The sequence below is a fragment of the Streptomyces sp. NPDC087215 genome, from assembly GCF_044744885.1.
Lineage (GTDB): Bacteria > Actinomycetota > Actinomycetes > Streptomycetales > Streptomycetaceae > Streptomyces.
In genome coordinates this window covers 106,584-126,845 of record NZ_JBIUZD010000001.1, presented here as the reverse complement: position 1 = coordinate 126,845, position 20,262 = coordinate 106,584, and the positions used below count along the sequence as shown (strand labels likewise).

Annotated in this window: 13 protein-coding genes and 3 riboswitches; of the genes, 3 read left to right on the top strand and 10 right to left on the bottom strand. The window is 73.5% G+C overall.

Translation table 11 applies throughout. The features are described from left to right. Positions 1 to 225 precede the first annotated feature (225 nt). Positions 226 to 729, top strand: coding sequence for a hypothetical protein (locus tag ACIO92_RS00490; RefSeq protein WP_366440860.1), 504 nt, complete (start codon positions 226 to 228; stop codon positions 727 to 729). Positions 730 to 1,394: 665 nt separating this feature from the next. Here the strand turns inward: ACIO92_RS00490 and ACIO92_RS00485 are convergent. Continuing rightward, the gene (locus tag ACIO92_RS00485; RefSeq protein WP_366440861.1) at positions 1,395 to 1,967 is read right to left on the bottom strand and encodes a dihydrofolate reductase family protein; all 573 of its coding nucleotides are present in this window, start codon (positions 1,965 to 1,967) and stop codon (positions 1,395 to 1,397) included. Positions 1,968 to 2,313: 346 nt separating this feature from the next. Between ACIO92_RS00485 and ACIO92_RS00480 the strand changes: the two genes are divergently transcribed. Next, positions 2,314 to 3,150, top strand: coding sequence for an ABC transporter permease (locus tag ACIO92_RS00480; protein ID WP_402280635.1), 837 nt, complete (start codon positions 2,314 to 2,316; stop codon positions 3,148 to 3,150). 34 nt (positions 3,151 to 3,184) lie between these two features. Here the strand turns inward: ACIO92_RS00480 and ACIO92_RS00475 are convergent, their stop codons facing one another. From ACIO92_RS00475 to ACIO92_RS00450, 6 genes are all read right to left on the bottom strand, one after another. Beyond that, complete coding sequence (locus tag ACIO92_RS00475; RefSeq protein WP_366440862.1) at positions 3,185 to 3,916, bottom strand: YoaK family protein; 732 nt, start codon at positions 3,914 to 3,916, stop codon at positions 3,185 to 3,187. 219 nt (positions 3,917 to 4,135) lie between these two features. Continuing rightward, positions 4,136 to 4,957: an ECF transporter S component gene (locus ACIO92_RS00470; RefSeq protein WP_366440863.1), complete on the bottom strand. Its 822-nt coding sequence runs from the start codon at positions 4,955 to 4,957 to the stop codon at positions 4,136 to 4,138. Beyond that, a complete protein-coding gene (locus ACIO92_RS00465; protein WP_402280637.1) occupies positions 4,954 to 6,609 on the bottom strand; it encodes an ABC transporter ATP-binding protein in 1,656 nt (551 codons plus the stop codon). The genes ACIO92_RS00470 and ACIO92_RS00465 overlap by 4 nt, the downstream gene beginning before the upstream one ends. Continuing rightward, positions 6,606 to 7,790: an energy-coupling factor transporter transmembrane component T gene (locus ACIO92_RS00460; RefSeq protein ID WP_366440865.1), complete on the bottom strand. Its 1,185-nt coding sequence runs from the start codon at positions 7,788 to 7,790 to the stop codon at positions 6,606 to 6,608. Before ACIO92_RS00460 ends, ACIO92_RS00465 begins: the two co-directional genes overlap by 4 nt. 3 nt (positions 7,791 to 7,793) lie before the next feature. Then, positions 7,794 to 8,744 carry a hypothetical protein gene (locus ACIO92_RS00455; RefSeq protein WP_366440866.1) on the bottom strand — a complete coding sequence of 317 codons (951 nt, stop codon included), beginning with the start codon at positions 8,742 to 8,744 and terminating at the stop codon, positions 7,794 to 7,796. Next, a complete protein-coding gene (locus ACIO92_RS00450) occupies positions 8,741 to 11,734 on the bottom strand; it encodes a prenyltransferase/squalene oxidase repeat-containing protein (RefSeq protein WP_402280640.1) in 2,994 nt (997 codons plus the stop codon). The genes ACIO92_RS00455 and ACIO92_RS00450 overlap by 4 nt, the downstream gene beginning before the upstream one ends. A gap of 110 nt (positions 11,735 to 11,844) precedes the next feature. Further along, a riboswitch (cobalamin riboswitch) is annotated at positions 11,845 to 11,982 on the bottom strand. A 113-nt stretch (positions 11,983 to 12,095) separates the two neighbouring features. Beyond that, positions 12,096 to 12,174, top strand: a riboswitch (cobalamin riboswitch). Between the two features lie 137 nt (positions 12,175 to 12,311). Between ACIO92_RS00450 and ACIO92_RS00445 the strand changes: the two genes are divergently transcribed. Beyond that, positions 12,312 to 13,724 (top strand): hypothetical protein, encoded by a 1,413-nt coding sequence (locus ACIO92_RS00445; protein ID WP_402280642.1) that lies wholly within the window; start codon positions 12,312 to 12,314, stop codon positions 13,722 to 13,724. Between the two features lie 74 nt (positions 13,725 to 13,798). Here the strand turns inward: ACIO92_RS00445 and ACIO92_RS00440 are convergent, their stop codons facing one another. The 3 genes from ACIO92_RS00440 to ACIO92_RS00430 all read right to left on the bottom strand — a co-directional run bounded on the left by ACIO92_RS00440 (position 13,799) and on the right by ACIO92_RS00430 (position 20,135). Then, complete coding sequence (locus tag ACIO92_RS00440; protein WP_402280644.1) at positions 13,799 to 14,287, bottom strand: DUF4430 domain-containing protein; 489 nt, start codon at positions 14,285 to 14,287, stop codon at positions 13,799 to 13,801. Positions 14,288 to 14,434: 147 nt separating this feature from the next. Beyond that, a riboswitch (cobalamin riboswitch) is annotated at positions 14,435 to 14,507 on the bottom strand. A gap of 171 nt (positions 14,508 to 14,678) precedes the next feature. Next, on the bottom strand, positions 14,679 to 15,617 hold the full coding sequence (locus ACIO92_RS00435) for a hypothetical protein (RefSeq protein WP_402280646.1): 939 nt from the start codon (positions 15,615 to 15,617) through the stop codon (positions 14,679 to 14,681). Positions 15,618 to 15,869: 252 nt separating this feature from the next. After that, complete coding sequence (locus ACIO92_RS00430; protein WP_402280647.1) at positions 15,870 to 20,135, bottom strand: glycosyl hydrolase family 18 protein; 4,266 nt, start codon at positions 20,133 to 20,135, stop codon at positions 15,870 to 15,872. Positions 20,136 to 20,262 lie beyond the last annotated feature (127 nt).

The window sequence follows — 20,262 nt, the reverse complement described above, 5'->3', positions numbered from 1 at the left end:
ACTGACCCCTCGTCGACCTTCCTGGCCGGTGTCCTGGGCGAAGGTTCCCCGGGGGAGCCGCCCGTCTGCGAACCGTCGAGTGCCGCCAGGGATGCCCGGGGGCGCCCAGAGATGCTCAAGGGAGCGCTATCCGGCCAAAGAATTGACGAGTCCCTGACAATTCAAGGTCCCTGTGGGACCTTCCATGACGCTCACACCCCCGAGGACCCGGCCAGAAGGAGCGACATGAAGCAGCTCTCGACACTCGCGTGCACCACCGCCCTGATCATCGCGGCCACCGCCGGAGTGGCTACGGCGGCGACCGCCTTCGGACCCACCGCAGTGCAGCAGGTCGACGGCGTGATCGTGGTCTCGGGCAGCACGTGCACCTGGACCAACGCCCGGACCAGCGCCAACCCGCCCACCGGGCTGTCCATCGACCGCACCAGCATCAACAAGCCGGGCGGCAACCTGAGCTGTACCGGAGGCATCACCGCCGCCCTCAACAACAACCCCAACGTCACCTTCGACGACGCGGTCGGTCAGGCGAAGGCCGACGTCATCGACATCACGGGAACGCAGATCGGCATCTCCTGCCGCTACAAGGCGGCCAATGTCCTGTGGGACCGCGAAGGCACCACCCGCAAGTACGTGAACCAGGCGTTCACCGCGACGAAGACCTCCGGCAGCTTCCTCTGCCCGGGATCGGTCACCACCCCCGCCGGGGGCTCCTCCCTGCTCTTCCGCTGACGCCTGGTGGAGACGGCGAAGCCCCCTCCCCGTCCGGATCCCTCCGGGGCGGGGGCTTCGCCGCGGGACGCCGGGACATGCTCGTCCTGGGGATCAGTAGCCCCAGCGCCGACCCACGCCGCTGTCGTGACGGCAGTGGATCGCGCGGCCGTCGGCGTTCCGTCCGGACGTGCCGACATCGGCCTTCCGGCATATCTGGCCGGCCTGGTAGCAGTTGCCGGCGTTGGACAGGGGATGGCAGTCGCCCCCCGGGTGGGCTCCGGAGCCGGGGCCCGCGTGTGGGTGCGCGTAGGAGCCGACGGGGCAGGGGCGGGCTCGGTGGTGGCCGGAGCAGGCGCCTCGGTGGCGGGCTCGGCGGAGGGGGTCGGAGGCGTCGGCGTCGCCGTGGTGGGGTCGGTACCGGGGGTGGCGCTGAGACTCGGGCCACCTGGACACCGGCTGGCTGATCACGGCGCCCGGTGACGTCGCCCCCACCCAGGCCGGGCATCCGGACGACCCGCTGCCGCAGCTGACCCGTCTCGACAACCGGTACGTGGTGACGGGCGTGGAGAACGCGGACGGGTCGCTCGACGTCACGTTCGACAACGACCTGACCTTGCGCGTCTCGGGCGAAACCACCGAAACCACCGTCGGCGCGGCCGGTGGCCTCGTCCCCGCCCCGGGCCCTACGTCGGCGGGCGCCGGACCCGGTAGCGGAGGTGGACGATTCCCGAGACGAGTCTGCGGGACTCCAGGAGTTCCAGGTCCACCCGGTGTCCCTGGTGGGCGAAGAAGGGAAGGCCGCCGCCGACCAGTACCGGATAGACCCTCATCAGGTACTCGTCGATCAGGCCCGCCCCGGCCGCCTCGGCGGCCAGCGTCGCGCCCCCGATCGCGATGTCGCCCTCACCCGGCTCGGCCTTCAACCGGCGGATCTCCTCCGCCAGACCGCCGGTCGCCAGCCGGGCACGGCCCCGTACGGCCGACAGCGTGGTGGAGAACACCACCTTCGGGAGCGGATTCCAGATCGCGGCCCATTCGCGCATCGAGTCGTCGAGCGAAGGGTCCTGATCGGCGGTCTCCCAGTACAGCATCGTCTCGTACAGCCGTCTGCCCAGCAGATGGACGCCGACGTCCCGGATCTCGTCGATGACGAGGCGGGAGATCTCCTCGTCGATCGCCGTCCAGTCGAAGGTGCCGTCCGGGCCGACGACATAGCCGTCGAGCGAGACGCCCATCGAATACGTCACTCTGCGCATCCGTGCTCCTCCTCGCCCCTTCCGACCGTACGACGGCGGCACCGCGACGGCTCGCGGGGGCTCCCGCCCCGGCCGGGACCGGGCCTGGTTCCGGCCGGTCTCCGGCGGGTTCCGCTTCCCGGAGCGTCCCCGCTGTCCCCCTACCCGTTCCCCGTCCTCCCCGAGCCTCCGGTGTCGGGTGGGGCGGGCCGTCGGCGGTCGCGGCGCGGCACGGGCGGCCGGTTCCGGACCCGTCCGGTCCTGGCCTTCCGGCGGGGTGCGTGCCGGGTGTCCTCCGGTGCAGACTCGCTCCCGCACCGCGCGACGGCACCGCCCGAGCGCCCACACCGCCGTCGACGGGCCAGCGATGAACTCCGCCTCAGCGACCCTCCTCCCGGTCGACGTCTCCCTCGGCGTCGTCCTCGGCCTGCTCCTCGCCGTCGCGGTCGTGGTGACCGCCGTCGCCCGGCTCTCCCCGGACCAGGGTTCCGGCCGGGCCCGCGAAGCCGCCGTCGCGGGCATCAGGGCAGCCCTGCAACTGGCGGCGGTCTCCCTGGTCATCGGCTGGGTCGTCGCCTCGCCCACCGGCCTGCCCGCCTTCCTGCTGCTGATGTACGGGGTCGCCGTACGCACCGCGGGCCGCAGGATCACCTCCGACCCCACCTGGTGGCGGACGGCGCTGCCCATCGCCGCGAGTGTCGCCCCGGTCGTCGTCCTGCTGCTCGCCACCGGCCTGCTGCCGGTGCGCGGCATCGCGCTCATCCCCGTCACCGGCATCCTCATCGGCGGCGCGCTCACCGCGACGGTCCTCGCCGGACGCCAGAGCCTGTCCGTCCTCGCCCAGCGCCACGGCGAGGTCGAGGCCGGGCTCGCCCTCGGACTGAGCGGACGGGACGCCCGGATCGAGATCGCCCGGCCCGCGGCGGCCGACGCCCTGGTCCCGGGCCTGGACCAGACCCGTACGGTCGGCCTGGTCACCCTGCCCGGCGCGTTCGTCGGAATGCTCCTGGGCGGAGCCGACCCCCTCACCGCGGGGATCGTCCAGCTGTTCGTCCTCGTCGCCCTCATGGCCGTCCAGGCCGTCGCGGTCACCGTCACCCTGGAACTGGTCGTCCGCTCCCGTCTCACCGCCCCGCCGCCCACCGCCGTCCCCGCACCCGGGCGGGCGGCGGCGCGCCGGTGGTACGGCCTCCGACGCCCGTAGCTCCGCGCCGGGTCCGAGCCCTCTCGGGCCCGTCTTACGGGGCCCGAGCCCACACCGTGCCCGGGACCGAGAGCCGCCACAGGGTCACCGCACCCGCCACGAGCAGCGTCAGCGCCACGGCCAGGACGAGGGAGACACCGACCTTCAGGAGCAGGGCCCCGGTCAGAGCGCCGAGGAACATCGCCAGGACGGACAGGACCCGGCGACCGGGCCGGGGCGCCGCTCCGCGGGACGTGCCGGAGTCGGAGACGATCCCGGTCAGGGTGCCGGTGAGGACGGTCGTCGTCAGGTCCGGGACACCGAGCCGCCGGGCGACCGCGTTCTGCAGGCCCATGCCGAGACCGAGGAGCACGATCAGGGTGTACCGGACGGCGGCGGTCGTACCGCCGTGTCCCGCGAGGGCCGTGCCGAGGGCCCCGGCGAACAGCACCGCCTGTACGGCCATGGCTCCCGCCAGCAGCCGTCCCCGGTGCTCACCGAACCGGACCCCGAAGCGGCCCCCGGCGACCGCGCCCGTGAGGAAGGCCGCGAGGGAGACCGCCGAGGCCGGGGCCGACAGGCCGCCCGCGCCCGCCAGGGCGAAGCCGAGGAACACCACATTGCCCGTCATGTTGGCGACGAAGACGTGCCCGAGCCCCAGATAGCTCACCGCGTCCACCAGACCCGTCACGACCGTGAGGGCCAGCATCAGCGGCGGCAGCGGACCGTGCCGGTCCCCTTTCGGGGGAACCAGCGTGCGGGCCGCGTCGGCCAGCAGTGCGCGCATTCCCGGCCGCTCCTTCCCGGCGGTCCGCCGCCGTCGCCCGCCGACCGTGGACGACGGGCCGGGCCGATGGACGCGAGCACCCGGCGACGACCCCGGGGAAGCGCGGAAGCTCGTACTCATCGTGGTGTCCCCGTCGCCCGACGCGCCACCCGACGGCCACGGCGGCGAGCGCCCCGGCCCGGGAGGACGGACGTGCCGCGGGCCTCTCCGCGCTCCCCGTCAGACCGCCTCCCCGCCCGGTCCCGGCGGGGACGCGAAGCGCACCGGGGCCTGGAACCGGGCCTTGCGGGCGGCCCGCCGGAAGACCGTCAGGACCGCCGGGCCCGCGAGGGTGACGCAGACGAAGTTGGTGACGGCCCGGCCCGTGTCCCAGCCGAGGGACGTGGCCAGGTCGAAGGCGACGTACCGCTGGAACTGTTCGGTGAAGGGCAGCCCCGGGAGGTAGGCGATCGAACTGTTCGGATCGAGGGAGAAGGGCCAGAAGGACAGGTTCAGCAGGAACCCGAAGAGGTAGCCGGAGAGCGAGCCGTACACCGCCAGCATGGCGACCTCCCGGCGCCCCGTGGCCTTCGGGAGGAAGCCCGCGAGCATCCCCACGAAGGCGCAGCCGAACATCTGGTACGGCATCCAGGGCCCGACCCCGCCGGTGATCAGCGCCGAGGCGAAGAGGGACGTGCAGCCGAGGGTGAAGCCGAAGCCGGGTCCGTACACCCGGCCCGCGAGCACCAGGACGAAGAACACCGTCTCGATGCCCGCGGTGCCCGCGCCGAGCGGACGGACGGCGGCGTTGACCGCCGAGAGAACCCCCAGCATGGCCAGGGCCTTCGAGTCGATGCCGCCCTCGGCGATCTCCGAGACCACCACGCAGAGCACGACGACGAGGAGGACCCCGAAGATGAGGGGAGGGGCGTAGTGCGAGCCGAACTTCCCCGGCGCGACCAGGAAGGGCCAGAAGAACGCGACCACACCGAGGAAGGACGCCAAGGCGATGACGACCCCGGCCCGCGCGCGGATGCGGATGGCCGTGGTGCGCCCGCTCACGCGTCCGGGTCCGTTCCGTCGGCGTCGAGCACGGCGGCCACCTGGTCCACCGTGAGGAAGGGCAGCGGGGCCAGGATCTTCGCGGTCTGCGGGGCGAAGACCGGGGAGGCGACGATGACCTCCGTGGTGGGCCCGTCCGCGACCACGTCCCCCTCGGCCATGACCACGACCCGGTCGGCGGACCGGGCGACGAACTCCACGTCGTGGGTGGAGACGACGACGGAGCGCCCCTCGGCGGCGAGAGAGTCCACGATGCCGGTCAACGCGCTCTTGGCACGGTAGTCGAGACCCCGGGTGGGTTCGTCGAGCAGCAGGACCCGGGGGGCCGCGGCGAGCTGGATCGCCAGGACGAGCGCCAGTTTCTGACCCTCCGACAGATCCCGGGGATGGCTGGCGTCGGGGATGCCGGGCGCCAGCCGGTCCAGCAGGGCGCGGGCCGTGACGCCCCCGTCCGTGACCCCCGACTCGGCGTCCGCCTGGGCGAGTTCCTGCTTGACGCTCTCCAGATAGAGGAGGTCCGTGGGGGTCTGCGGCACCAGTCCCACGAGCCGCCGGGCCTCGGCGGCCGGTACCTTCCGGGGGTCGCGCGCCTTCGCGTCGCCGTCGCTCCCCACCGACACCGAACCCGACCTGCGGGGGCCGGACCCCTGGAGCGCCCACAACAGGGAGGACTTGCCGGACCCGTTGCGCCCCATCAGGGCGGTGACCTCCCCGCCGTACAGGTCGAGATCGACCTCCCGGACGGCGGGCGCGCCCTGGTACGACACGGTGACGCCCCGGGCGGTGAGGAGGGCGGCGCGGTCCGGGTCCGGCGCGGTCCGCACCGGAGGAGGAGCCGTGTCGCGCAGCCGGGCCCGCAGGGGGGCCGCGGCCCGGCGGGCGTCACGGACCGAGAGGGGCAGCGGCGACCAGGCGGTGGTCCGGCCGAGTTCGACGATGGGCGGGGCGATGGACGAGGTGCGGAAGATCTCCGCGGGCGGCCCGGAGACCACCCGTCCGTCCCCGGGGAGGTGGATGACGCGGTCCGCGTACTGCACCACCCGTTCCAGGCGGTGCTCGGCGAGCAGGACGGTGACGCCGAGGTCGTGGACGAGCCGGGTGACGGCGGCGAGGACCTCCTCGGCGGCCGTGGGGTCCAGGGCCGAGGTGGGTTCGTCGAGGACGAGGACCCGGGGGTGCGCGGTCAGGACGGAGCCGATGGCGACGCGCTGCTGCTGGCCGCCGGAGAGCTCGTGGAGGGCCCGGTGGCGGAGGTCCGCCAGACCGAGCAGGTCGAGGGCCTCCTCCACCCGCTTCCGCATCGTCGCCGGAGGGACGGCCAACTGTTCCATGGCGTAGGCGAGTTCCTCCTCGACGGTGTCGGTGACGAAGCCGTCGAGGGGGTCCTGGCCGACGACACCGACGACATCGGCGAGTTCGCGCGGCGGATGGCTCGCGGTGTCGCGTCCGTCGACGGTGACGGTGCCGTACAGGGTGCCGCCGGTGAAGTGCGGGACGAGACCGTTGACGGCGCCGAGGAGGGTGGACTTTCCGACACCGGTGTGGCCGACGACGAGGCAGAGTTCACCCTCCTCCACCGTGAGGTCCACGTCCCGCAGGACGGGTTCGGCCGTGTCCTCGTACCGGACGGTGACCTGGTCGAAGGTGATCACATGACTTCCTCGGTGCGCTGCGGAGGGACGGCCGGCCGGACGGGCGGGCTCGGGGGCGGGGCCAGGAACCCGGCGGCCCCGGCCAGCAGGATCGCGGCGGCCGGTACCAGCGGCAGGGTGGGCCAACTGAGCGGATGGATCGACGGGTTCAGCTCGGCGGCGTCGAAGCCCGCCCCGCCGAAGAGCAGTACGGCGGACAGCACCCCGCACCCGGCGACGCCCCACTCAGCGGCCCGCCAGGGATCGGGCCGGTAGGTGGTGCGGGTGACCCGGCGTCCGCCGAGCCGGAGCCCGGCCACGCACAGCGCGGTCCCCGCCGCGAGCGCGGGGAAGCCGAGCAGGGCGGGCGCGGTGGCGTCGAGGAGCCCGTACGCGCCCGCGCACAGGCCGCACATGCCGAGCAGCATCAGGGCGCCGGTGGCCCGGCGCGAGCGGCGGGTGGCGGTACCGGCCCGGCCGTAGCCCCGGGAGTCCATGGCCGCGGCGAGCCGCAGGGACCGCTCCAGGGCGTCTTCGAGGACCGGGACGATGATGCCCCGCAGCGCGCGCAGCCCCTTGGAACGTCCGGCGCGCAGCCGCCGCGCCCGGTGCACCCGCTGGACGCTCTGGACGAGCTGGGGCGCCACGCTGAGCGACACGGTGACGGCGACGCCGAGTTCGTACAGCGCGCCCGGCAGGATGCGCAGGGCCCGCTTGGGGTTGGCGAGGGTGTTCGCGGCGCCGATGCAGCAGAGCATGGCGGCGAGCCGGAGTCCGTCGGTCGCGGCGGAGAGCAGCGCCTCCAGGGAGACCGGGCCGCCGATCTGGATGCCCGCGTACCAGTCGGGGGTCGGGATGTGCGGGAGGGAGAAGAGGAAGTGGTCGCGGGGGGTGATCCCGGTGGCGAAGACCGCGCGGAAGACCACCCGGAGGGCCACCACGGTGAGGGCCAGGTACAGGTAGTACTTGAAGCCGCGCGCCCAGGGGGCTTCGGTGCGGCGCACGGTGATGACGTATCCGAGGACGGCCAGCACCAGGAAGAGCAGCAGCGGGTTGTTCGTGCGGCTGACGGCGGTGGCGAGGGCCAGGGCCCAGATCCACCAGGCGACCGGGTGCAGGGTGCGGGGCAGACGGCGGCCGCCCGCGTCCGGCGCGAGGCCGGACGCGGACGGCTCGGTGGCTGCCGCGGGGGTGCGGGGCACGCGTTACTCCGTACGACGGCGGCGCTTGGCCGCGAACACGGCGGCGGCGCCGATCAGCAGTCCCAGGACCCCGGTGACGACGGCGGGCACGTACGAGCCCGCGTCGTGGGAGGTGTCGGCGGCGGGGGCCGCGTCCACCACCCTGGGGCCGGAGGCGGCCGGGGGAGCGGAGGGCGACGGCGGCACGGGGACGGTCGTCGACGGGCTCGGCGACGGGCTGTGCGAAGGGGACGGAGTCCGCGACAGCGAAGGAGAGGGTGCCTTCGCCGGAGGCGCCGTCGTCGGGGGAGGGGTCGGATCGGCCGGTGGCGGATTCTCCGGGGCGGGGCCGGTGCCGACGTCCGGCGGCAGCGGCGGCGCGGTCCTGGAGTCCTCGGGCGCGGGCGTGCCGCCCCCCGTGGGCCGGGTGTTCTTGGCGCGCAACTGGTCGGGGGTGAGGGTGGGGCGGCCCCGGGTGCCCTCGATGTCGGTGCCGCCGAAGATCCACAGGTCGACGCTGCCCGGCTTCGGCCGGTAGAGCACGGCGCCGAGCTGGCTGTACTCCCAGGTGTTCCGGCCGGGGTCCGCGTGCCAGTACGACCAGTACGCGGAGGCGGGCGGGGTGAGGACGCAGTCGTCCTGCCGGGGCGTCGGGAACTGCTTGCCGCCCTGATGGCCGCTGTAGCCGATGCGGCAGATGAAGGCCGGGCCGTCGTGGCCGGTGCCGGTGGTCCGCCAGCCGCCCTGGTTCAGCAGTTCGTAGCCGGTGGTGGGTGTCGTGCCGCACGAGCGGTAGACGGGCCCGCCCCAGTGGCTGAAGTCGACGGCGAGGACGACGCCCGACGAGGTGGTGCACCGGCCCATCGGCTGCGGGGCGGCTCCGGCGGGGGCCGTGGTGGCGGCGAGGGCCGCCACCGTCAGCCCCAGCGCGGTGGCCGTACGGGCGAGGGCGCGCGCGGCGCGGCGCGCGGTCACGCCGGGCCCCCGTCGGTGGTCGTGCTGCTGGGTGTGGACGTCGGACCGTCGGTGGTCGTACGGCCGGGCGCGGGCGTCCGGACCTCGGCGGTGGCGCGGCCGGGCATGACCGCACGGCCGCTGTCGGCCGTGCGGCCGGGTATGGGTCCCGGCCCGCCCTCGGCCCTGCGGCCGGATGCCGGCCTCGACCTGCCGATGGCCCTGCGGCCCAGCGTGAGTGCCGGGCCTTCGGTGCTCGTGCGGTGGACCCGGGCGGTCCGGGTCGTGATCCAGCCGCCGAGGACCAGGAGGACCGCAGCGACGGCGAGGCCGGTCGTCCGGGAGCCGGTCGCGGCGAGGCTGCCGCCGCCCGTGCCGGAGGCCGTACCCCCGGAGCCGCCGGTCTCCTCGCCCGGGGTGATGATCAGCGGCGTCGACGGGGAGACGCTCGGGACCGGTTCGGGGGTGGTGCCGCTCAGGTCACGGGCCAGTACGCCGAAGGAGATGCCGGTGGCCCCGCCGACCGCCTGCGCGGACGCGCGGACGTCCGATCCGGGCTGGGCGCCCTCGGCGATGGTGAACCCGCCGTCCTCGTTCTGCTGCGAGGCGAGGAACTTCCTGGCCCCGGCGATCTGGGCCGGGTACTTTCCGGCGTCCAGCGACAGGCCCTGCACGGCGAGGGCGGCCGAGTTCACGGAGTTGCCGGAGGCGCCCATGAACCCTCCGTCCGGGAGCTGTTGGGCGGCCAGCCAGGCCAGGGACCTGTCCACGGCCGCCCGGGAGGCGGCGTCGGGCAGCAGGTGCAGGGCCATCGCGGCCATCGCGGTCGAGTCGACCTCGTTCGCGCTCCGCTCGCCGATGAGGCTGGGCCAGGCGCCCGTGGACGGGTCCTGGAGGCTCTTCAGATAGGCGATCGGCCCGGCCGCGGCGGCCGACTCGCCCGCCCGGACCTGGGCGATGACGCCGAGGGACTGGGAGAAGACGGAGGTCGCGTACGTGTAGTTGCCCTTGGCCGCGCACTTCCTCGGCGTCGCCGGGGTCGCCGCCGGGCAGACGCCCTCGGCGAGGGCGCCGATGAGGTCCCGCCCGCCGAAGTCGCGGGGGTCACGGCCCACGGACTCGGCGAGCACCGCCGCCTTGCCGATGAAGCCGCCGCCGGCGTACTTCGTCCCGATCTTCGTCCAGTCGTGGACGTCCCGGCCCATGGCGTCCCTGCCGCCCTTGTCGAGGAAGTCGACGATGTTGCGCAGGGTGGTGTCGTCGTGGCCGGTGGCGGCGAGCGCGTAGGCGCCGTCGATGGTCAGGCCGTACTCGGCGAAGCCGCGCCCGGCCTCGTAGTAGCGGCCCCTGACCAGCCGCTGGTGGTCGGCGAGGTAGGCCGAACCCTTCCTCAGGTCCGGGCCCTCACCCGCCGGGGGAGCGGTGGGCTTCGTCGTGGGCGGAGTGGTCGGGGGCGTGGTCGGCGGGGTCACGGGCTCCGGGGTGGTCAGCGTCACCAGATCGCTCTTCGCGCCCGCGACGACCGCCGCGGTGGTCGCGTAGAGCAGCGGGTCCGTGCCGCCCTCCTCGAAGGCGAAGCCGCCCCCGGGGAGCTGCTGCCGCGAGAGCCAGGAGACCGCCGCGTCCGCGTGCGCCCTGTCACCCAGGGCCCGCAGGGTCTGGGCCGCCCAGCCGGTGGCGTGGGCGCTGCCCGGGACGCTGTACGAGGCCGCGGGCCAGGCGCCCGTCCGGAACTGGGCCTTCTTGAGCGAGGACCGGGCCCTGGTCACCACGGGGGTGTGACCGCCGGCCGTCTGGAGCGCGAGGGCGACGAGGGCGGTGCTTCCGGCCTCGCTCTCGCACGGCTGGCCGTCCAGGATCAGGAAGCTGGGGAATCCGCCGTCGTCGCACTGGAGCCGGGCCAGCCGGGTCACGGCGTCGGCCGGTGGCTTCACCCCGCCGCTCAGCAGCGCGATCACGGCCAGGGCCTGGCCCTCGGTCTGCCCCGTCGTACGGAAGTCGCCCCGGGTCGCGCAGCCGGGGACGGGTTGCGGCGCGTCGGAGCCGCTGAGGCAGACGTTCGCCAGCAGATCGCCGAGGAGGTCGTGGCCGCCGAAGGCCCGGGGGTCCTTGCCGGTGGCCTCGGCGACGAGCGCGAGGCGGGCGGCGGCGGTGGCGTCGGGCGCCTCGTCCTTCCCCGCCGGGTAGGCGTACGCCTCGGTGTGCTCGGCCCTGCCCAGGTAGTCGGCGATCCTGCGGGTCGTCGGGTTCGCGTCGCCGAGGGAGGCCAGCGCGTAGGCGACCTCGGTGGTGGCGAGGTAGTTCGGTGCCGTGTCGCCGTCGACGACGACACGCTGCCCGTTCGTCAGCCGCTCCGTGAGCCAGCGGGTCGCGGCGGACAGGTCGACCCGCCCCGGGGGCACGTCCGGCGCGGCCGGGTCGCCCGGGGCGGGCGGGTCGCCGCCCGGCGGGCGGACGTCGTCGGGGGTGAAGGTGGGCCTGCCCCTGGTGCCGCCGATGTCGGTGCCGCCGAAGACCCAGGCGTCCACGTCGCCGGGCTTGAGGGTGCGCGACATGGCGCCCAGCGGGCTGTACGTCCACCTCCGCTGGCCGGGGGAGGCGATCCAGTACGACCAGTAGGCGGTGGCCTGCGGGGTGAGGACGCAGTCCTCCTCGGCGGGGGTCGGGTGCTGCTTGCCGTTCTTGAAGACGCTGTTGCCGATGCGGCAGAGGAACCCGGGACCGTCGTGTCCCGTTCCGGTGGTGCCGAACCCGCCGGACCTGAGCAGTTCGTAGCCGGTGGTGGGGGTGGTGTCGCAGCCGCGGACCACCGGGCCGCCCCAGTGCCCGAAGTCCACGGCGACGACGGCGCCCTTCGTGCGGGTGCACTTCTCGACCGGAGCGGCCCCGGCCGACGGGGCCTGCGTGAGGAACACCACTCCGGCGCCGAGCGTCAGGAAGGTGGCGGTCAGGAGGGACAGCGGTCGCCGTCCCGCTCCCGGCCGGCGTTTCGCCTGCTGTTCGGTCCCCACCGCGGCCCCTCGTCTCTGCCGGGCGGCTGCGTGCGTGGCGACGCGCCCCCACACGGCGTGGTGCCACGGGGAGGCGCTGATGACCACGCCGTAGTCCGCGACGGCGCTCTTCGTACCGATGTCCCAGCCCCAGGCATTCCGACTCGCCCGGCGGGGCCGGGCCTACGGTTGCGGGTCAGTGCCGGAGTTCGACCGGCTTCCCCTGGTGCTGAATGAATGTCAGCCGGAGTGCAACACGGATCAGTTCAGGCCGTCAAGACGGTCCGCGCCCGGTCCCCGGCGCCGGACCGTGAGCTGCCGCGACAGAACCCGCCACGGCTGGCGGTCCCTCGACCACTCGGGTAGCGTCCTGGGCTGCCACATGGGGGAATCCGGTGCGAGGCCGGAGCTGACGCGCAGCGGTATGGGACGGCGGGGGCCGCTCCCGAGCCCGAATGCCCATACGGCGATGCAGTGCAGGAAGCCGTACCACGCGTTCCGGACGGCGGCCCCCGGCCATGCCCGGCCGTGCTCCCCCACGGCGGCACGCGGCATGACCCCGGAGCGGTCGGCGTCCGCCGATCTCCAGGAGCAGGCCATGTCCCGTCCCCGCACCTCCCGCCGCCTCGCGCTCGCGGTGCCCGCCGCGCTCGGCGCCCTCGCCCTCACCGCGCCGCTCGCCCTCGCGACCTCCACCCCCGCGCAGATCGCCACGTCCAGGACCAACGGCGTCGCCTACCTCAAGTCCCTCCAGGCGGCGGACGGTTCCTACGCCGGATCGGGTCTCTCCAACGAGTGGGCGTTCAGCGCCTTCGCCGCGTCCGGGACGGCGGTCGTCGACGTCGCCCCGGGCGGCGACACCACCAAGAACGCCAGGACCGTCTACCGCAACCTGCTGTCCACGACCGCCTGGCCGTCGGCGACCCCGGTGGTCACCGACTACGAGCGCGGCACGCTCAACGCGTACGCCGCGGGCATCGACCCGGCCCGTGTCTCCGCCTCCCGCAACCTCGTCGCGGACGTCTACGCGTACTGGCAGACGGCCGAGCCGGGCTACTTCGGGCCGTCCGCGAACTTCAACGGCACCGTCTTCGCCGCGCTCGCGCTGGGCGGCGCGAAGACCCAGGCGGGCACCGCCCGCGTCCCGCAGGCGCTCAGCGACGCGCTCGTGGCCAAGCTGCGCGCCAACCAGCACAACGACGGCGGATGGACCTACCAGAAGGTCGAGGGCAACCCGACCGGCATCAACTCCGCGAGCGACATCGACATGACCGGCGCCGCGATGGCCGCCCTGTGCGCCTCCGGGGTGCCCGGCACGGACACGGACGTCGTCCAGGCCAAGAACTTCCTGAAGGGCAAGCTGGTCAGCGCCTCGGGAGCCTTCAACTCCCTCTACGGGGTCAACACCAGCTCCAACGGCTGGGGCGTCGCGGGCCTCAACGCCTGTGGGATCAACCCGCAGTCGGCGGAGTTCACCACCGTCAGCACCAAGACGCCGGTCGACTTCCTCATCGTCAACCAGTTCTCCCCGGCGGGCGGCTTCAAGTACAAGCCCGCCGACACCGCTCCCTCCGCCTACGCCTCGATCGACGCGCTGCGCGCCGTCGCCGGAGGCGGCTTCACCACGGCTCCGCCGGTCCCGGTCACCCCGGGCGCGACCCGGTGGGCGGCCCAGTCCGCCTTCACCCCGGGCACCGCCACGAAGCTGGCGCTGAGCGTCGACGACGGCAGCGGGAACCTGAAGGTCTGCTCGGTGTCCTTCACGCCCACGGCGACGACCACCACCCTCGGAGAGGTCCTCGCCGCCGCGACGACCGCCTCGACCCCGTCCGGCTGCGTCACCGGCGTCACCCCCTCCTCGGGCACCGGCGCGATCACCACGCTCAACGGCAAGGCCGACAGCGGTGCGAACACCTGGAAGGTCGGCGTCGACGGCTCGGCCTTCGCCGGAGCCCTCAGGGAGAAGACGGTGAACGTGGGCGACACGATCGCGCTCCGCTGGGGAGCCTGATCTCCCCGGGGGCGGGGGCCCATGGCGCCGGGCCCCCGCCCCCGGCCCTGACGGAGTCCGGAGTCCGGAGTCCGCTAGAACGCGGTCCAGGTGAAGGCGACTTCGTCACCGGCGTTCAGCTTGAACTGGCAGCCGCCGACCGGAGTGGGCGTGCCGTTGACCGCGATGTTCCAGTAGGCCGCACCGCCGCCGCTGACGTTCTTGATGGTGTCCACGGAGAAGTCGTCGAACGAGGCGTACCAGGTGCCGTCCCAGGTGAAGCCGTTCTTCCTGGCGGCGTCGTCAAGGGCGGCGGTGGGTGTGGGCACGGCCGCCGGATGGGCCGAACCGTTGGTGCCGTCGCACTTGTGGGTCCCGCCGGTGGCCGTGGTCACGTCATGACCCTTGGTTCTGATCTTGCCCTTGAACAGCAGCCCGTTCGGACCCTGCACGGTCAGGGTGACCTTGACCGCCGCGTTCGTGTGCGTGGTGGGCGGGGTGTGCGCCATGGCGGGCGCGGTGGTGAGGGCGAGCCCCAGGGCTGCCGTGGCGGCGAGGGCGTGACGGACGAGGTGCGGGCGCATGTGATGCCTTTCGGACGGGGCGGGCGCGCGGACGGCCCTGTCCGCCGTCGTCTCCGCCGCGGCAGCCGGAACGGGCTGCCGACGGGATGACGGCTCGAGGCTCCGCGCTGCAGACCATGACAGGGGGAAGCGGTACGGCGGTGTGCTGGGCTTCCCGGCTCGGGGCGCGCGAGCGCCCCACACGGTTGCAGGTCAGCGCCGGATTCCCACCGGCTTCCCCCAGGTCACACGACCATTCAGTTGTGTGCCCGGACCGGCCGGGCAGTTGAATCGTACGGCCGGATTCCCACGGTGAACAGGGCTTGCCCTCCAGCCCAGTTGTCACAGGAGTCCGAAGCCGGCCGGTCCCTCCGGCTGTCCGCCCGCCCGGACGGCCCGCCCGCACCTCGGCTCAGACGCCGTCTTCCAGGGCCGCTTCCAGCACCGTGCGCAGTCGCCCGTACGTGGGGGCCAGTCGGCGCAGCCGCTCCGCCGCCGTCCGGTCGTCGCCCTGCACCAGGGGGTACTGCAGACCGCCCAGGAGCCTGGCCTGGTGCCGTGCGAGGGCGGCCGCGTCGAGGAGCCCCAGCTCCTCCAGACAGGCCCCGGCGTCGCTGAGACGCCGCGCCCCCACCTGTACGCCGAACCCGGTGAGCAGGCCGCGGACGCCGGGGGGCGTGCCCCCGGCGACCAGGTCGGCGAGCGCCTCCACGGCGGCTTCCCCGCCCAGCGAGCCGGGCGGCATCGGCAGGTCGTCACGTCCGGCCAGCCACCCCACGGCTCCCGGCAGCGACTGCCGCAGCGCGTCGGCGGGCGAGACCCGGCGCAGGCGCGTGAAGCCGGTCCGCAGGACGAAGGGGGCGTCGACGTACGCGATCGATCGAGCCTCCCACGCGGCGAGGAACGCTCCCGTGGGCAGGGTCGCGTACGGGTGGCCGTGGGGGTCGTGCAGTTCCACCTCGTCCCGGTCGGCGGCGAGCACCACCACGTAGTGGTCGCCGCCGTCGGCGTTCGGCGTGCCGGGCTGGTACAGCAGCAGGCCCATGTCCACCGGTCCGACCAGGACCGGGCCCCGCGAGCAGGCGGCCCGCAGCCGCTCCAGCGCCTCGGCGGGAGTGCCGCCGTCGGTGCGCTCGCAGCTCCGGCCCAGCAGCTCGATCGCGGAGTCGAGGCCGATCTCGGGGTGCCAGCCGTAGGGGTCGAAGAACGGCAGGGAACCGCCGAGGAGCTGGGCGCCGAACGGTGAGCCGGTCAGCGTCTCGACGACGGCGGTGGAGGGGACGTCCTCGCCCAGCACCATGGCGAGCGAGTTCGTGTAGCAGTAGGGGCCGGAGCCGAGGTAGTCGAGCACGGGAGTCCTTCGTGGAGACGGAGACGAGGCCAGGCCCCCACGGATGCCGGGGCCGGTGGACCCAGTCAACGCCCTCACACGGTGTCAGGGTCCACCCCGGGTCCACCCCGGGTCCACCCCGGGTCCACCCCGGGTCCGGCCCCGGTCCGGGTCCGCGTCCGGTCCGGGTCCGCGTCCGGTCCGGGTCCGCGTCCGGTCCAGGTCCGGCCCGCCGTGTCGTACGGCGGGCCGGACCCGGGGGCGGAGCCGGTGTCAGGGAGTCGGGCCGAGCTTCTGCCAGGAGTCGCTCACTCCCGGTTCGTCACCCGCCTTGTTCCACCACTTGGCGCGCCAGCGGAAACCGTTCCACGACACCGTGGAGGCGCGGGCGCCCCGGACGTCCCCGGCGACGATCTTGGTGCCGGGGGCGGTGCCGGAGTCCCGCGGGGCGGCGAGGTGGGCCGGTGCCGTCCACCAGTTCTCCCCGTCGGCGTAGGCGGCCAGGGCGTACGAGCCGCCGTGCGTCGGCCGGCCGGAGACCGTCCGGTCGAGCTGTGGTCTCCCGTCCGCGTCGAGCGGGGCCAGTCGCCACCACTGGGGCACCGCGCCGTCGCAGTCCCGTACGGTCAGGGTGCCGCCCGCCGTGGTGGCCCCGAGGCACTGGCCGTGTCCGCTGCTGGCGGACTTGATCCGGTACCACCCGGAGCCGCCGTCCTCCGCGACGGTCCACATCTGGTTCCGGTTGCCGTCCTGCTTGTCCACCAGGTGCGCGTCGCCCCAACCGCCGGGGTGGTCCAGCACATTGCCGCTGTTGCGGTCCTCGATGATCCACTGCTCGCCGGTCTGCCAGAACGAGAACGACGGGTTCGGGTTGTAGGCGTGCCTGCCCCAGGGAGCGGCCTCGCAGGTGTTGCCCGCGGTGGGCGCGGGCGGGTCCGTCACGGTCACCCCGCGCCGGGCGTCGCTCGTGGAGCCGTACTCCTGCCCGCCGATCCGGAACGTGATGTTCGAGGGGCCGGTGATCGGCAGGTAGTACGTGAGGTCGATGTCCTTCGACTTGCCCGCCGGGACGTCCTCGCAGTAGCCGAGCTTGAGCGTCAGCCGGTGGAAGTCACCCTTCAAACCGCCCACGTTGGAGCCTTGGTGACCGGCGGTCAGGCCCGGCAGCTCCTTCCAGTCGCCGTCCTTGACCAGCGCCGACGTGGAGGTCGGCAGGTCGAACGCGATCTCGGTGCCCTGGGCCAGCGGCACCCGGGACCTGTTGGTGATCCGCAGCTTCGGCCGGAGCGGATACAGGTCCGTGCCGTAGTCGACCAGCTCGGCCGTCACGTCCACGACCTGCTTCGGCAGCGCCCGGCCCGCCCGCTCGGAGCCGTACGGGGCCGCGCCCCGCAGGGCCGTGTCGAGCCGGGTCGTCAGATCGTGCCCGATGCCCCATTCGCCGTTGTCACGGCGGGTGTAGTCACCGGCCAGCTCCCACACCATGACGCCGCCGATGCCCTTGTCGGCCACGTACCGGGCCTTGGCGTCCACGGACTGCTCGTCCTCGGTGGACAGGAACGTCCTGGTCGTCCCGTTCCACAGCCACGGCGCCTTGAGGGTGTCGTCGTACTGCCGCTGGTAGGAGCCGGAGAGCGGAGCCGCCGGGTCGATGCCGTAGTTCCACAGATAGCGCGGGGTCCTGCCGTCCTGGAGGTTCTTCGCGTGCCACATCGGGTTCGACCCGGCGGCTATCTCCCGGCCGGACGGGTCGCGGTCGTGCCAGAGGTTGTCCACCCCGGTGGCGCCGTCCCCGCACGCCTGGCCGTTGAGCCCGGTCCCGGGCTGGCACGTCGACCGGTCCGCCTTGGCCTCGCCCCACAGACCGGCGCCGACACCACCGCTGACGTTCCGCCAGCCACGGGTGTAGTAGGGCAGGCCGAGGTTGATCCGGCCCGGCTGGAGCGCGCCCCGGTAGTAGTGGTAGGCCCAGTCCGTGTTGAAGTAGCCGGTCTTGCCGAACTCGGGTGTCTGGTAGACGCTGCCGCCCTTGGCGGCGATCAGCTCGGCGTCCCGGCCGTCGTCGTACAGCGGGGCCTGCGGACCGACGTGGCTGTTCCAGGAGCCGTGCAGGTCGTACGTCATCACATTGACGAAGTCCTGGTACTGGAGAGCCGGTTGGGCGTCCGAACCGCGCACGAGGTAGCCGGAGCCGGAGGCCGCCGACGTCAGCAGGTAGTACCGGCCCTGGGCCGCGCCCGCCCCGTCGAGCTTCGCCCGCAGCGTCCGCATCAGCGCGTTGTAGCCGTCCGGGAGGCCCTTGCGCTGGGCCTCGCCGATTCCCGACCAGTCCATCGGATTGCCGGTCTGCGGCAGCTTCGACGGGTACTCGTAGTCGATGTCCACCCCGTTGAAGCCGTACCGGTCGAGGAAGGCGACCACCGAGTCGGCGAAGGTGTCGATTCCTCCCTGGTTCACCGAACCGTCGGCGTTCGTGGTCATCCGGTAGAAGCCGGTCGTCTCGGCCCAACCGCCCACCGAGATGAGGGTCTTCACCGCGGGATGTGCCCGCTTGTAGCGGGTGAGCAGGTTGAAGTGGCCCCGGTACGGCAGCGAGGTGTCCATCTCGGCCCCGGCGACGCCCGGCCAGGCGAGCGAGGTGGCCTCCGGGCCGACCGCGATCCGGTTGCCCGGATCCACCCGCGCGAAGGCGTAGTTGATGTGGCTGACCTTGCTCCACGGAATGTTCTTCACCAGATAGCGCGCCTCGCCGTTGCCGCCGGTGCGCCAGCCGGTGAAGTAGCCCACGACCCGCCGGGTGCGCCCGTTGCCGAGCCACTCGCGGCCCGCGCCGTCGTACACGTCGCAGTAACGGGGGCTGGTGCCGGGAACGGGGGTGAGGCCGTCAGGGCGGCAGTCGCCACCGGCGGCGGGCTTGACCCCCCGGTCGTCGGGCGAGGTGTCCACCGGGTCACCGGCCGCCGCCGGGTCCTTGCCGGGCGGTGGTGTGACCGGGTTGGCGGGGGTGCCGGGAAGGTCGGTGTCGTTGCCCTCGCAGGCGCTCAGGGTGGGTTCCGAACCGTTGTCGGCGTCGGTGACGGCCAGGCAGCGGCCGGCCGCCTGGTTCCTGAGCCAGCTTCCCGAGAGCGTCCACCGCTGGTTGTCGCCGGTGCCGCAGGTCCCCTGCCGGACGCGCCCGCCGGTCACGTCGGCGTCGAGGCACATGCCGCTGTGGACGTTCGCCAGCCGCCGCTGTTCGTCGAACGACCACTGCTGCTGGGCGCCCTGGCCGCAGGTCCACTGCCGGACGCGCCCGCCGTCCCGTCGCCCGCCGCCGTCGCCCGTGTCCACCTCCAGGCACCGGCCGCTGAACCCGGACCGCACCGTACGGTCGCCGCTGGTGGCGAAGTTGCGCCGGTCCGGGCTCTTCCAGCCCACCGGGACCGGCTCCGCCGACTGGCCGGGGTTGCGGTTGATGATCCGGGCGAGCAGCCCGCCACCGGGGTAGTCCATCATGACCACACCGGTGTTGAAGGCGAGGTCGGTCCGTTCCAGGTAGTCGTACGCCCAGTGGTTGACGCCCCAGTAGCCGCGCCAGCCTCCCGCGATCTGGTACGGGAAGCCGCCCGCCAGGCCGTCACCGGGTCCGCCCGCTCCGTTCAGCCACGTGTAGTAGAGGTGGGTCGGGTCCTTGTCCTCACTGGCCATCTCGATCGTGGTCCGGGCCCGGTCCCACTTCCACTTGGCGTCCGTGACGATGAAGTCGTAGGCGCTCTCGATGTAGCGCGGGTTGTCCGCGTCCGCCAGACCCCAGTCGCTGATCGTGCCGCCGCAGGCGCCGCGGAAGGTGTTGACGACGATCTTCCCCCGTACGTCCCCGATCTTCGGCGCCTTGGGCGCGGGGGTCCCCGACGGGCGCAGCACGGACGGGCTCCAGAAGTACCGGCCGTAGCGGGCGCTGTCCGTGTACTTCCGCAGCTCCTCCGACATCTGCCCCGCCGCGGGGCCGCCGCACTCGCCGCCCTCCTTGGCGAAGCTCACCAGGACCGTCTCGCCGGGATGCGTGTCGAGCCACTTCGTCAGCGGGTCCAGCACCCCCTCGCCCAGCGCGTGGTGCTGCCCCGCGATGCCGTGGTACAGCCACAGCCGGTCGCCTTCGGGGCCGTTGGGATAGACCCGGAGGTCGAGGGCCCGGATGCCGGAGTTCAGCTGCTGGGTCAGGTTGGTCCGCGAGTCGCCGCCCCAGAACCACTCCTGGGTGGTCGCCAGGTCCCCGCCGTAGTAGGCCATGGTGTCGTGGCTGCCGGGGATCGACAGGAACGCCAGCGGCGTCTCGTCCGGGACCTGTCTCATCCAGTCGGGGTTCGACGTCGTGGCCAGGCTCTTGTAGTACGGCCAGCCGTACGAGTCGTCCGAGGAGGCGGCCTGCGCGGGAGCCGTCGTCCCGACGGCGGCGACGAGCCCCGCGAGCAGCGCCGCCACCAGGCCGAACACCAGGGAGCCCCGCCCCGGGGGTCCCGTCCTCCGTCTCAGGAGTCCTCGTCCAGGCAGTACGGCCACAGTGTTTCCTTCCGTTCTCTTCCGGCCCCGGAGACAGCACGTCGGCCGTGCTCGGGGGCATACACGGCCGACACACTGCCGGTGGGTGATCAACAGAAGATCAACAGAAGATCAACGGGACTCGCGG